This is a genomic window from Streptomyces sp. RK62 (assembly GCF_018070255.1).
GTDB lineage: Bacteria > Actinomycetota > Actinomycetes > Streptomycetales > Streptomycetaceae > Streptomyces > Streptomyces nigra.
Genome location: NZ_JAGPYD010000015.1, coordinates 207,738 through 219,812, shown reverse-complemented (window position 1 = coordinate 219,812; position 12,075 = coordinate 207,738). Strand labels below are relative to the sequence as shown.

At 69.8% G+C, this 12,075-nt stretch carries 12 protein-coding genes and 2 pseudogenes; 8 read left to right on the top strand and 6 right to left on the bottom strand.

The window, feature by feature from the left end; translation table 11 throughout:
• Nucleotides 1-20: 20 nt before the first annotated feature.
• Both KBY32_RS27805 and KBY32_RS27800 read right to left on the bottom strand, forming a co-directional pair.
• Nucleotides 21-224 (bottom strand): DUF1918 domain-containing protein, encoded by a 204-nt coding sequence (locus tag KBY32_RS27805; protein WP_055622927.1) that lies wholly within the window; start codon nt 222-224, stop codon nt 21-23.
• A gap of 95 nt (nt 225-319) precedes the next feature.
• Nucleotides 320-1,246, bottom strand: coding sequence for a DMT family transporter (locus tag KBY32_RS27800; protein WP_210982045.1), 927 nt, complete (start codon nt 1,244-1,246; stop codon nt 320-322).
• Between KBY32_RS27800 and KBY32_RS27795 the strand changes: the two genes are divergently transcribed.
• The 3 genes from KBY32_RS27795 (at nt 1,245) to KBY32_RS27785 (ending at nt 3,912) form a co-directional block, all read left to right on the top strand.
• On the top strand, nt 1,245-2,687 hold the full coding sequence (locus tag KBY32_RS27795) for a PLP-dependent aminotransferase family protein (protein ID WP_210982044.1): 1,443 nt from the start codon (nt 1,245-1,247) through the stop codon (nt 2,685-2,687). The genes KBY32_RS27800 and KBY32_RS27795 overlap by 2 nt on opposite strands.
• A 75-nt stretch (nt 2,688-2,762) precedes the next feature.
• Nucleotides 2,763-3,197, top strand: a complete 435-nt coding sequence (locus KBY32_RS27790) for a GNAT family N-acetyltransferase (RefSeq protein WP_210982043.1) — start codon at nt 2,763-2,765, stop codon at nt 3,195-3,197.
• Between the two features lie 121 nt (nt 3,198-3,318).
• Nucleotides 3,319-3,912 (top strand): histidine phosphatase family protein, encoded by a 594-nt coding sequence (locus KBY32_RS27785; RefSeq protein ID WP_210982042.1) that lies wholly within the window; start codon nt 3,319-3,321, stop codon nt 3,910-3,912.
• Here the strand turns inward: KBY32_RS27785 and KBY32_RS27780 are convergent.
• Complete coding sequence (locus KBY32_RS27780) at nt 3,894-4,337, bottom strand: DUF6314 family protein (protein ID WP_210982041.1); 444 nt, start codon at nt 4,335-4,337, stop codon at nt 3,894-3,896. The genes KBY32_RS27785 and KBY32_RS27780 overlap by 19 nt on opposite strands.
• A 138-nt stretch (nt 4,338-4,475) precedes the next feature.
• Nucleotides 4,476-4,904, bottom strand: a complete 429-nt coding sequence (locus KBY32_RS27775) for a hypothetical protein (protein WP_210982040.1) — start codon at nt 4,902-4,904, stop codon at nt 4,476-4,478.
• Between the two features lie 62 nt (nt 4,905-4,966).
• Here KBY32_RS27775 and KBY32_RS35535 point away from each other — a divergent pair.
• Nucleotides 4,967-5,113: pseudogene (locus KBY32_RS35535) on the top strand (TetR/AcrR family transcriptional regulator); the annotation flags it as partial.
• Here KBY32_RS35535 and KBY32_RS27770 read toward each other — a convergent pair.
• Entirely contained in the window at nt 5,079-5,993 is a 915-nt protein-coding gene (locus tag KBY32_RS27770; protein ID WP_210982039.1) for a LysR family transcriptional regulator, read from the bottom strand. The pseudogene KBY32_RS35535 and the gene KBY32_RS27770 sit on opposite strands and share 35 nt — an antisense overlap.
• 72 nt (nt 5,994-6,065) lie before the next feature.
• Between KBY32_RS27770 and KBY32_RS35530 the strand changes: the two are divergent.
• The 3 genes and pseudogenes from KBY32_RS35530 to KBY32_RS27760 form a co-directional block, all read left to right on the top strand.
• Nucleotides 6,066-6,443 (top strand): annotated as a pseudogene (locus KBY32_RS35530) (RidA family protein); the annotation flags it as partial.
• On the top strand, nt 6,429-6,851 hold the full coding sequence (locus tag KBY32_RS35525; RefSeq protein ID WP_374224998.1) for an antibiotic biosynthesis monooxygenase: 423 nt from the start codon (nt 6,429-6,431) through the stop codon (nt 6,849-6,851). The pseudogene KBY32_RS35530 and the gene KBY32_RS35525, both read left to right, overlap by 15 nt.
• Nucleotides 6,852-7,123: 272 nt before the next feature.
• The gene (locus tag KBY32_RS27760) at nt 7,124-7,786 is read left to right on the top strand and encodes a hypothetical protein (RefSeq protein WP_210982037.1); all 663 of its coding nucleotides are present in this window, start codon (nt 7,124-7,126) and stop codon (nt 7,784-7,786) included.
• An 86-nt stretch (nt 7,787-7,872) separates the two neighbouring features.
• On the opposite strand, the gene KBY32_RS27755 is transcribed toward KBY32_RS27760, so the two are convergent.
• On the bottom strand, nt 7,873-9,459 hold the full coding sequence (locus KBY32_RS27755; protein WP_210982036.1) for a hypothetical protein: 1,587 nt from the start codon (nt 9,457-9,459) through the stop codon (nt 7,873-7,875).
• A 218-nt stretch (nt 9,460-9,677) separates the two neighbouring features.
• On the opposite strand from KBY32_RS27755, the gene KBY32_RS27750 reads away from it, so the two are divergent.
• Nucleotides 9,678-12,059, top strand: a complete 2,382-nt coding sequence (locus KBY32_RS27750; RefSeq protein WP_210982035.1) for an ATP-binding protein — start codon at nt 9,678-9,680, stop codon at nt 12,057-12,059.
• Nucleotides 12,060-12,075 lie beyond the last annotated feature (16 nt).

Sequence of the window (12,075 nt, the reverse complement as noted above, 5' to 3'; positions counted from 1 at the left end):
CGCCGGGCCGGTGGACGCGATCAGCGGGACATCTCCTCATGACGGCGGTGACGGATCTCGGTGTCGGGGCCTGGGGAGCACACACCCTCGTGCCCGTCCTCGAAGCGGACGCGGTACGGAGGAGTGCCCTCCTGGCCCAGGATCTCGACGATCTCGCCGACCTTGTCGTGTTGCCCGACCACCCTGCCGTGCTGGACAAGCTGGTCGCCCACGGTTGCGCGCATAGGTTGGGCCTCCTCAGCAGATGCGGGAGCAGCGGTCCGTGGCCTTGAGTCTACGGCGCCAGGCGGGCCCGGGAGGCGGGTCGGTATCGACCCGTTCAGCCACGTGCCCGCTGGGTCACGGCGATGCAGACGAGCACCGCCGCGGCCGTGAGGGGGGCGGCCACCGTCAGGTGCTCGCCCAGCAGGAGCACCGACCACACCAGTGTGAGCAGGGGCTGGGCCAGCTGCAACTGGCTGGCCTTCGGGATGCCGATGGCGGCCATGCCCCGGTACCAGACGACCAGCCCGAGCAGCTGCGAACCGGCGGCCACCCACAGCAGTCCGGTCACGCCGTGCCCGTTCCACTGCACGGGCTCGTACGCCAGCGCGATCGCGGCGGCGGGCAGGCCCAGCGGCAGGCACAGCACCAGCGCCCAGCCGGTCACCTGCCAGCCCGGCATGGTCCGGGCGGGGCGCCCGCCCTCGGTGTAGCCGGCCGCGCACACCAGCAGCGCCGCGAACAGATACAGGTCGGCGGTGGTGAGGGCGCCGCCGCTCTGCTGGACGGTGAAGGCGACCACGGCCGCGGCGCCCGCGAGCGCCGCCAGCCAGAAGGTGCGCGACGGCCGGGTGCCGACCCGCAGCGCGGAGAACAGCGCCGTCGTCAGGGGCAGCAGACCGACGATCACGGCGGCGTGCGCGGTGGTCGACGTCTGCAGCGCCAGCGTCGTCAGCAGCGGGAAACCGAGGACCACGCCCGCGGCGACCACCGCGAGCCCCGCCCAGTGCCGGCGGTCCGGCAGCGGCACGCGCAGTGCCAGCAGAAAGCCGCCCGCGATCAGCGCGGCCAGCACACTGCGCACGGCCACCAGCGACCACGGTCCGAACCCCTCGAGACCCCACGCGGTGGCCGGGAAGGTCAGGGAGAAGGCCGCGACCCCGAGGCCGGCCTGGAGCGTGCCGCGCACGGCCGGGCGGGCCGGGGCGGCGGAACCGCTGACTGCTATCGGGTTCGGCGCGGTAGCGCTATTCTCGGTCCTCATGCAAGAGCGTAGCAGTGTGGCAGACCTGGCGAATCAGTTGCGACGAGAGCTGGACCGCTACTCTCCCGGTGGAAAGCTCCCGTCGAGCAGGGCGCTCGTGGAGCGGTTCCGGGTGAGCCCGGTGACCGTGTCCCGGGCCCTCGCCCAGCTCGCCGCCGAGGGGCTCGTGGTCACCCGGCCCGGCGCCGGCGCCTTCCGCGCCGACCGCCCCGCCCGGGCCGCCGCCACCGGGGACACCTCCTGGCAGGAGGTGACGCTCAGCGCCGACAGCGCGAGCGAACTCGTACCGCGCTCGGTGGACGCCTCCGGTGTGCTGGTGTCGCTGGCCGCCCCCTCGCACGGCGTCATCGAGTTCAACGGCGGCTATCTGCACCCCTCGCTCCAGCCCGAGCGCGCGATGGCCGCCGCCCTGTCCCGGGCCGGCCGGCGGCCCGGCGCCTGGGGACGGCCGCCCATGGAGGGGCTGCCCGAGCTGCGCGACTGGTTCGCGCGCGGCATCGGCGGGCCCGGCGGCCCGGTCACCGCCGCCGAGGTGCTGATCACCGCCGGCGGCCAGTCCGCCCTGACGACCGCGCTGAAGGCGCTCGCGCCCCCGGGCGCCCCCGTGCTGGTCGAGTCGCCCACCTACCCCGGCATGCTGGCCATCGCCCGCGCCGCCGGTCTGCGTCCGGTCCCGGTGCCGGTCGACGCCGACGGCGTACGGCCCGCCCTGCTCGCGGACGCCTTCAAGGCCACCGGCGCCCGCGTGTTCGTCTGCCAGCCCCTGTTCCAGAACCCGACCGGCGCCCTGCTCGCCCCCGAGCGGCGCGGTGAGGTGCTGCGCATCGCGCGCGAGGCCGGCGCCTTCGTCGTCGAGGACGACTTCGTACGGCGGCTGGTGCACGAGGACGCCGGGCCGCTGCCGCGCCCGCTGGCCGCCGACGATCCCGACGGGGTCGTCGTCCATGTGTCCTCGCTGACCAAGGCGACCTCGCCGAGCTTCCGGGTGGGCGCGCTCGCCGCCCGCGGCCCGGTGCTGGAACGGCTGCGCGCGATCCAGGTCGTCGACAGCTTCTTCGTACCGCGCCCGCTGCAGGAGGCGGCGGTGGAACTGGTCGGCTCGCCCGCCTGGCCCCGGCATCTGCGGGCCGTCTCCGCCGAGCTGAGGGCCCGCCGGGACACCATGACCGCAGCCCTGCGTCTGACCCTGCCCGAACTCGCCCTCCCGCACATCCCGTCCGGCGGCTACCACCTGTGGCTGCGCCTGCCCGACGGCACCGACGAGGCCGCCCTGTCCACGGCCGCCCTGCGCGCCGGTGTCGCGCTCACCCCGGGCCGCCCGTACTTCAGTGCCGAACCCCCGGCCGCGCACGTCCGGTTGAGCTTCGCGGCGGTGGCGGGCGCGGCGGAGATCACCGAGGGCGTACGGCGGCTGCGGGCGGCCTGCGACGAGGTGCTGTGACGGCGGCGTGCGGGCCGGATCCCACGTGATGAAAAACGCTCGACGGAGCCTCCCGGACCCTGCGAGGGTCAGCCCATGACCGACATCCCGCCCCTCGCCGAGGGCTATGAGATCTCCACCGACGCCGCCCGCCTCGACCGCGAGCGGGTGCACCGCTGGCTGTCCACCGACGCCTACTGGGCGATCGGACGGGCCCGTGAGAAGCAGGAGGAGGCGATCGCGGGATCGCTGAACTTCGGTGTGTACGACACCGCGTCCGGGGAGCAGGTCGCCTACGCCCGGGTCGTCACCGACCGGGCCACCTTCGCCTGGCTGTGCGACGTGTACGTCGACCCGGCGGTGCGCGGCAAGGGCCTCGGGACGGCCCTCGTGGGGGCGGTGCGCGAACACCTGCGCCCGTACGGGGTCCGGCGCATCCTGCTCGCCACGCACGACGCCCACGGGGTGTACGCGAAGCTCGGCTTCGCCGCGCTGGAGACCCCGGAGCACTGGATGGCGCTGTACCTCTAGCGGCCCCTTTCGTGAGGGTCCGCCCGAATGGTCCCGACCAGGCGGTGAGAGCCCGTCCACCCACGGTGACTTGGGAACGGTCCCTCTTGACCTGGTCACCTTCCCGTCACACCATCACCGCATGTCGCTTCGGGTCACGTTCGTCGCCGCCGCGCGCAGTTCGTCCCTGCTCGCCGAGCGCTTCCAGGACGACCGGCCGCTGGACCAGGCCGGCTGGGACGAGGTGCAGCACGTCGCGCGCGACCTGCTGCCCCTGGCGGCCGCCGACCTGCGCTACTGCTCGCCCACCCCGCGCAGCCGCGCCACCGGCGACGCCCTCGGCTACGCCCCGCTGGTGCAGCTGGCCCTGCGGGACTGCGACATGGGCCGCTGGGGCGGGCTCACGCTGGGCGAGGCGATGGCCCGGGAGCCCGACGCGGTGGACGCCTGGCTCGCCGACCCGCGCGGCACACCGCACGGCGGCGAATCGCTGATCGCGTTCATCTCCCGGGTCGGCGGCTGGCTCGACACCCGGCCCGTGGAGGACGGCGACCGGATCGTCGCCGTGGCCGAGCCGTCCGTGATCCGGGCCGCGCTGGTGTACGCGCTGAAGGCGCCGCCGTCGACGTACTGGAACATCGATGTCAGACCGCTGTCGGCGACGACGGTCATGGGGCACGCCGGCCGCTGGAATCTGCGCCTGGAGGGGACCTCGGCTCAGACCACGCGTGCGTAGTCCGTGGTGAGGACCAGGTCCTTGGCGGGGCCGCGCACCCGCCACACGGTCCGCCAGTGGTCCTCGTCCCGGACCGTGAAGTCACCGCGGTAGAGGTCCGCCGAGCAGGGGTGGTCGGCGATGTGGCGGCCGGTGCGCAGGTCCAGGTCATGGAACGGGCGCCCGTCGGCGAACCGCACATCGGCCGTGCCGGGCGCGCCGCCGGGCAGGAAGCGCAGGGTGCGTTCCGCGGGCCGGGGCACCCCGCGCCAGACGAACTCGCCGGACTCGTGGTGGAGCAGTCCACCGCCCTCCAGCGGGCCGAAAACCGTCGTACCGCTGAACGCGCCCTCGTCACCGCTCGCGAGGTCGCGCACGGAACGGTCCACCCGCCAGCGGCCGGCCAGATAGCTCAGCACCTCCGGCACCGGCCAGAACTCGGCCATCCCTTCCCTCTCTCCCGGCACTCGGGTCCCACGGGACCCGTTGACGCTCTTCGTTCCCCCCCTATCTTGGACCGGAATCGTGGCGCCAAGGGCGGTCGAAAGGGCCACGGTGACGGGCGGCGTCGTGGTCGGCCGGGTTCACCAGTCGTTGCCGATGTCGTAGTTGGCGGCGATCGGCATCCCGGTGTCCTCGAACACCACCACGAGGTAGGCGTCGTCGGACGCGGTCAGCCCGGCGTAGAGCCGTTCCGCCAACTCCGAATTCGCGACGTCCATGGACCGCGAGATCACGTTGAGCGACGCGGGCACCTGGTCCAGCACTCCGGAGCCTTCCAGTGGACCTGAGTAGACAGAGGCGCTCAGATCCTCGTTCTCGAACCAGTACTTGTATCCGCTGTCGACTCCGGGTGTGATCGACGCGCCGTCGAACGGTACTCCCAGCAGGCGTGAGACGTCCGCCCACAGGCGGTCGCCGAACTCTCTTGTCCGGAAGCCGTCCGGCCGCGCGGGCCCGACATAGAAGTCGAAGTCCCTCTTGAAACCGTCGTACTGCGCGAAATCTGTCATCAGAACCTCTGCCGAGCGTCGTAGCGCCGGGTCCGCCCTAGGTGTATTGATCACGAGCGTAGGTCACTTTCCACGACCTGCTGACCCTCGCCGTCGGCATCGCCCTGGCCACCGAGCATCACAAGGACCCCGAGGCCCAGGCCGAACGCCTGTTCCGCCTCGCAGTGGAAGGGCTCAGTCCTGCGGTCCGTCCGGCGGATTGTGGCTGATCGTCTCCAGCAGTCGTGCGACCAGGGGATTATCGTCGTCCTCGCGCCAGGCGACGGCCACTCGTGTGCGGGCTGTGCCGGGTTCGATCCCGCGGAAGGCGACGCCTTTGAGGCGGATGCGGCGGATGCTCGCCGGGGCCAGGGAGACGCCCAGTCCGGTTTCCACGAGGGCGCACACGGTCTGCCACTCCACCGCGTGCTGGACCACCTGAGGTGAGAAGCCCGCCGCGGCGCACAGGCCGATCATCTGGTCGTACAGCGTGGGGCCGACCGCGCGGGGCAACAGCACGAAGGGCGAGTCCGCCAACTGTGCGAGCCGTACGGTCCGTTGGGTGGCGAGAGGGTGGGCGGACGGCAGCACCGCCACGAAGGGCTCGCTGAGTACCGTCCTGAAGCCGAGCGCCGTCTCGTCGGTGGGGGGTTCGCGCAGGAGACCGATGTCGATGGTCCTGTCATGCAGAGCGGCGACCTGCGGGGCGGACGTCATCTCGTGGATGTCCAGGTGCACGCCGGGAAACCGGTGACGGAAGGTGCGCAGCAGTCCGGGCAGGACCGTCAGGGCGAGCGAGGCGGCGAAGCCGATCCGCAGGCGGCCGGCCTGACCACCGCCGACGGCTCGCGCCGCGGCCAGGCCGTCCGCGAGGTCGGTGAGTGCCCGCCGGGCGGCGGGGAGCAGTTCGCTGCCGGCGGGCGTGAGGGCGACACGCCCTGGGGCGCGGGTGAACAGCGCGTGGCCGACCTTGTCCTCGAGACGGCGGATCTGCTGGCTCAGCGGAGGCTGGGCGATACCCAGTCGGGCGGCCGCGTGACCGAAGTGGAGTTCCTCGGCGAGCACGACGAAGGCGTGCAGTTGGGGGAGGGGGAGTTCGGGGCGCTCCATATCCCCAGAGATATCAGACCATGCATGCCGCCGTATTAGACGTATCCCTGCTGGTCACTTAGCGTGCGGCGCATGACAGAGCGACGTGCGATCCTCAGCGGCTCGACCTTCGAGGAGCAGATCGGCTACGCCCGTGCCGTGGTCGACGGCGAATGGGTGCATGTGTCGGGGACGACCGGGTTCGACTACACCACCATGACGATCTCCGACGACGTGGTGGAGCAGGCCGAGCAGTGCCTGCGCAACATCGAGGCCGCACTGGCCGAGGCGGAGTGCACCTTCGCCGACGTGGTGCGTGTGCGCTACCTCCTGCCCGTCCGCGAGGACTTCGAGCCCTGCTGGCCGGTCCTGCGCCGCTGTTTCGGCGACGTCCGGCCGGCCGCCACGATGCTCGTGTGCGGTCTCGCCGACCCGCGGATGAAGATCGAGATAGAGGTGTCCGCGCGGCGACGCGTCCCGCCTCACGGTGGTGCGACGAGCGATCACTCGGTGGCGCCCGTCGAGGCGTACGAACCTCCGTACTACGTGGCTGTCTTCACCACGGTGCGAACGGAGGATCAGAGCGGTTACAGCGAGACCAACGCACGTATGGAGGACCTGGTGAAGGACGTGCCCGGGTACCTGGGCATGGACCACGCGCAGACTCCCGGCGGGCTGGGAATCACTGTTGGCTACTTCCGCGACGCCGACGCCCTCACTCGGTGGCGGACCGATGCGGAGCACCGCGCGGCGCAACGGCGCGGGCGGGACGAGTGGTACCGGAGCTACACGCTGCATGTGGCGAAGGTGGAACGGAGCAGCGGGTTCACGCGGGAGTTCGCGAAGGCGGATGTTCCGGAGAGCCCGGCAGTGGACTGACCGACGGAGCCCTCCTCGGCGACCGCTGTGACCGAGATTTTTGGTTGGCACATTTCCGTCTGAGCTGTGCAGGTCAGGCTGGCTTGGAGAATTCTTGTTGGCACATCTTGAGCGAGATAGTTGGCACCTCAAGGGTATGGATGCTCACTGTGCGTGAGTGTTGGAGTGCTGATGCTGATGATCTGTCAGACCCGCCACTCTGCCGACGCTTCCCCTGCAACAGGGCTTGATCAAGTTCCTTGGGTATCTGGGTTGTGATGCCCTTTTACCGTATGGAGGGCCGGAGCTTTCCCGACCTTCTGCTCTACTTCGGCGGCCTCAGCCCCCGGCCGGATCGCCTCGTCCTTCAGCTGAGCTGCGCCGCCCGCATTGCCCGCTTCCTACTGCCCACCCAGCGCACCGACAACGACGGCACGATCGAGCTCACCGGCCTGCCCGGACTGAGGCTGGAGTCGGTCGGCAAGCGCAGCCTCGTCCTACGCCACCTGCCGACCGGCGCGTACTTCGAACTCCTCGATACCAGCCACCAGTTGGGACGATGGGACCTTGTGCTACTGGATGAGCCCTTCGACCGGCAGCTCCTCAAGAACGCCCCACTGCTCACGCCCACCGAGACGAACCTCGCCCACTACTGGACCCCCACCGCCTGCACCCTGCTACGCAGTGCCCTGCTGACGCGGGCGTATCTGTGGTGGAGCTGCTGGGGGCATGAAGGCGCCACCACCCCAGATCACCGGCCTGATGGCCGGTACTGCGTGCGCTGGGCGAAAGGCCGCACCACCGACGAGATCGGCGAGCTTGTCACGGACTCACCCATCGCCATCACCGGCTCCACCTACACCCCACCGGCTGCCCGGGGCGACCGGGGGGTACTTCGCCTGAATGACGGCCTGGTCGAGCTAGACGGCCCGGGCACACACCCAGACGGCGGGTAAGACCCGCGGACACCGCACTTCTCTCACGCCTGCTCGCGCCCCAGCATGAGTGGCGAGAATCAAGGTGAGGCGGCATAGACCGTCGGCTAAGAAGTGCCGTCGACCTGCTGCGTCCGGGCATGCTCGAGCACGGCCCTTGGGAGTTCGGTGCCGCACTGGCGGGTTTCGTTGAGGAGCTTCGTCAGGCCGACGGGGGCGTGGTGCCAGTGGTCGGCCAGGCTCACTCGCGTATTGATGTCGTCCATGAGCTGGGAGATGACCCAGGCGGCTTCCGTGGGCCGGTCCCCTCCGCCGGGGCCCCACCACAGGTGGTCGCCTGGGGCACACGGTCCGGGATGGATCCGGCCGTCCGTGGTCTGTACCCACACGGTGTCTTCCAGGATCACGGACTCGAGCTGGGCGTCTTGGTCCTCTAGCTGCAGTGGGGCCAGGAAGACCCAGGTGCCGTCGCGGGAGGAGGATCCCTTGCGGACGATGGGAATGCCGGTTGTGCGGTCTGTGTAGAAGGTCGCGTCATGGGCGTCACCGGCGAGGACGGCGTGTACGGCTGTAGGTGTGCACGCCGTGAGTTGCTGCCCCCATCGGCGGGCGGCGGGGCCTCGGAGGCGCACTTCGGTGCGCGGGCCGTACGGCAGGAGGTCGGCGGCGTAGTGCATGCCGATCTCCATGGGTTCGTAGGCTTCGAAGAGCTGGCTGGAAGCGATGGCGCGCCAGCCTGCAGCGAGCAGATCACGGTCGTGTGTGCGGGGCAGGGGGTAGCCCTCGGTGCGGTGTCGGGCCCCAATGAGCAGCGGGTCGCCGTGGGGGTTCCCACCGTGTTCGGCGAAGATGCGAATCTCGCTGTCGAGGCTGTCGATGTCGTGATTGCGCAGGGAGTTGGCCAGGTCTACAAGTGCCGTCTTGGCGGCGTCATCAGGCCATCGGACGGTGGCTGCCTGCCGCAGGGTGGTCTCGTTCTCGTCGGGCAGGACTTCGGCGAGGGTGACGGGTGCGCCCGGCGACCATTGGCTGATCACGTCGGAGCGTCGCAGCGCACGGGGCCACCAGGGCAGCGGCTGGCCGACGAGCCGGGTGAGAAGGCCCCACTGGGTCTCGTACTCCAGGGACGGCTGCGCGGTGTCGGCCGCGATCAGGGCCGGGCCTGAGAGTCCGATATCACCGAATAGGGTGCATACGGTGATCACGCTCTGGGCTCCGGGGACCTCGGCCAGTTCTTCGGCCATGGCGTGGGCTGCGCCATGGCGAGTGGTGTGGACGATGCGCACGATGCCGAGGTCTGTTTCCCAGTCCATGGCCGGGCCCTGTGAGGTGGGCTGGAATCCGAGCCACTTGCCGGGAGCGACGGACCGTGTGTCCAGGGACGGATCAAGCAGCACGGCTCCTCGCTCACGAAACCGGCTGGAGCGGGCGGCCCAGGTGTAGACCGAGCCGCCGTCCCACGTCACGGGGGGCTCCTTGCCGAGTGCCTGGTCGAACAGGTTGTGATGGTCCCGGGACCCTTCAGGGAAGTCTTCGTCTTCCTCGAGCAGTTGGTCCAGCTCACGTTTGTCCAGGTGGAGGAGCTTCTCCACCTCGTGCCTGCGCAGGTACGCCATGTTCCGCCCGGCCAAGTCGCCCTCTCCCTTGGTGCAGTTGCTCTTCGCTGGCATGCGTACGCCGGTCGTGTCCGCCACCGGACCTCGATGGGCCGCATCCATGGAATGCCGCGACCGTCAGCCGCTACCAGCGACATTGCGTCAACTTTTCTCTTGTCGGGACCTGTTGAGCGTGTTGGCTCCTACGATGCTGCCCTGGTCCAGTGGTTCCGCACGGGGCGTGAGGTGTCGGCCGCTTGCGGATTCCCGTCGCTGTCGGGCCGCGGGATGCGTTCGCTGCTCAGAGGAAGGCATGGATGCCGAGCGGAATCTGGCACCTGGAGCCCCGGCGGATCCGGCCCTGGTACGAGCGTGCCGTGACGGCGTCAACCGAGCACCCAGAGATCCGGGCGTATCTGGACCTGGACCGGCCTCAGGTCACGGACGAGCACTTGCGGCAGGCCTTCGACCAGCCCCGGATCATCTCCGAAGTGCTGCGGGCGGATCCCTCCTACTTCGATCTGCGCCGCAGAGCGGCTCGTGTCGACTCCTTGCGTCAAAGCCTCATCGAGTCCCGGGAGCGGTGCCGCACCACGCCCTTCCTGTCGCTCGTGTTCTTGGTGGCGCTCGTCTACTGGCTGGCGGATGCAATGGTCGGGATGTCCTGGTGGGTGGATATCACGGTCCTTATCTGGCCTCTGGGCTACTACGGCGTCAAAGAGTTCAGAAACGCGGATAACCGGAACAACTTTGTCAACCAAATACAGACAGCCCTATACGGCGTGCTGTGGGCCGCATGCGCGGCCGACGCCGAGGTGCGCCTGGGCTGGTGGGCGCTCGTCAGGCTGAAGAAGACAATGGACCCGATCATGCGGCGTGAGATGACGGCGCTGCTCGGACCTGATCACGAGTCACTGCTGGTGGCCCGCAGCCATGACGGTCTCATCGACGCCGGCAACTCCCGGTACTGGATATCGACGCAGGTCGAGGCCACGCTGCAGCGCAAGCTCGATCAGATGAGCGGTGGGGCGATCGCGATCTGTGGGCCGCGGGGTGTCGGCAAGAGCACCCTGCTGAAGAAGGCCTGCCAGGGCCGGCTCGGTCTTTTTCCCGAACTGCATTTCCACACCATCGTCCAGACGCCGGCCAACTACCGCCCCGAGGAGTTCCTGCTCTCCCTGTTCCAGTCGGTGTGCCGGGACTACCTCGCACTATACGGCCGCCGTCCGCGTACCCCGTTTCTGTTCCGCTCGCGGGCCCGCGCAGCACACCGCCCCCGGCGTCTGTACTACTCGGCGCGCCGGTGGGCCCAGCTCCTGGCCGGGCTCGGCCTGGTCGTCCTGGCGATCCAGAGGGAAGTCCGCGATCTCGTCGATGCCGTCTACCAGTCCGCTCGCCCCGCCGCCGCGGGAGGGGCGGTGAGTCTGTGGGAGTGGACGCTGACCGCGTGGCAGGGGCATCCCGTGATCTCCCGTCTGGTGCTGCTCGTGGTGGGCGCGCTGTTGCTGTGGTGGGCCGATCCGAGGAGCTGGCTCACCGGGCGGCCGGTGCGGCGCTTGGTGCACGACTGCCACAACTACCTGAGCATGCTGCAGCACATCCAATCTGTCGGCACGTCAACCTCGCTCGGCGCGTCGGCCCGCGCGCTCACCCTGGGATTCGGCCGTACCAGCGGCAGCAGTTCCCGCACCTTCACCTACCCGGAGCTGGTGTGGGAGTTCCGGAGCCTGCTGTCCCGCGTCAGCGCCATCGAGCGCCAGGACGACTGGAAGGTCTTCGTCGGCATCGACGAGCTCGACCGGCTGGGCTCGAGCGAGCAGGCACGCGCGTTCCTCGCCGAGATCAAGGCCATCTTCGACGTACCGCGCGTGTACTTCGTGCTGTCGGTGTCGGAGGACATCGGGTCAGCCTTCATTCGCCGCGGGCTGCCCACCCGCGACGTCACCGATAGTTCCCTGGAAGACGTCCTGGTCATCGAGGCGCGCACCCTGGATGAGTCCAGAGAGCTGCTGCAGATACGAGTTCCAGGATTCACCGACCCCTTCGTTGCACTTGTCCACGCGCTGTCCGGCGGGCTTCCACGCGACCTCATCCGCTACACCCGCAAGGTGACAGAGACCCATCGGCGTACCCGGCGGCCCGGACTGGCGGCCCTGGCCCGTGAAGTGCTGTGGGAGGAGGCCGCACAAGCCCTGGCCGGATTTCGCGCGCTACTGGCCCGCCACAACGATTCCGCCGCCACCGCGCAGACCGTGCACGACCTGCACACCCTGATGACCCTGATCCGCGAGGCCGACTCCAGTCGGGCCAACCCCGAACTCGAGCAGCGCGTCCTGCACCTAGCACACGCCGTACACCCTCCCCACGCCGAAGGCACCGACCCCGTCGGCGAGTCTGCCCAGCGGTGGGAGGAGTTCTCCTGCTACCTCTACTTCATCGGCACCCTGCTCGAAGTGTTTGCGCGACCTAACTTCGCGGCCCGCAAAGCGGCCTACACCGGCCCCGACAAGACACCCGGCGACCTGCAACGACTGGCCGAGGCGCGCCTGGAGATGACAGTGTCCCCGCACAGCGCCCGAAAGATCCTGGAACAGTTCCGCGTGCACTGGGCCCTGCGTCCCGCCGCCCTGCCGCGGATCGTGCCGCAGCCCGGACCGGACGCGGAGCCAAGGCGAGCCGTCGTACGCAACCGTTCTTGACATCTGCCGCCCGGTG

Coding starts and splice junctions, on each gene's coding strand:
- KBY32_RS27805 (WP_055622927.1), bottom strand. CDS start 224: ATGCGCGCAACCGTGGGCGACCAGCTTGTCCAGCACGGCAGGGTGGTC.
- KBY32_RS27795 (WP_210982044.1), top strand. CDS start 1,245: ATGCAAGAGCGTAGCAGTGTGGCAGACCTGGCGAATCAGTTGCGACGA.
- KBY32_RS27800 (WP_210982045.1), bottom strand. CDS start 1,246: ATGAGGACCGAGAATAGCGCTACCGCGCCGAACCCGATAGCAGTCAGC.
- KBY32_RS27790 (WP_210982043.1), top strand. CDS start 2,763: ATGACCGACATCCCGCCCCTCGCCGAGGGCTATGAGATCTCCACCGAC.
- KBY32_RS27785 (WP_210982042.1), top strand. CDS start 3,319: ATGTCGCTTCGGGTCACGTTCGTCGCCGCCGCGCGCAGTTCGTCCCTG.
- KBY32_RS27780 (WP_210982041.1), bottom strand. CDS start 4,337: ATGGCCGAGTTCTGGCCGGTGCCGGAGGTGCTGAGCTATCTGGCCGGC.
- KBY32_RS27775 (WP_210982040.1), bottom strand. CDS start 4,904: ATGACAGATTTCGCGCAGTACGACGGTTTCAAGAGGGACTTCGACTTC.
- KBY32_RS27770 (WP_210982039.1), bottom strand. CDS start 5,993: ATGGAGCGCCCCGAACTCCCCCTCCCCCAACTGCACGCCTTCGTCGTG.
- KBY32_RS27760 (WP_210982037.1), top strand. CDS start 7,124: ATGGAGGGCCGGAGCTTTCCCGACCTTCTGCTCTACTTCGGCGGCCTC.
- KBY32_RS27750 (WP_210982035.1), top strand. CDS start 9,678: ATGCCGAGCGGAATCTGGCACCTGGAGCCCCGGCGGATCCGGCCCTGG.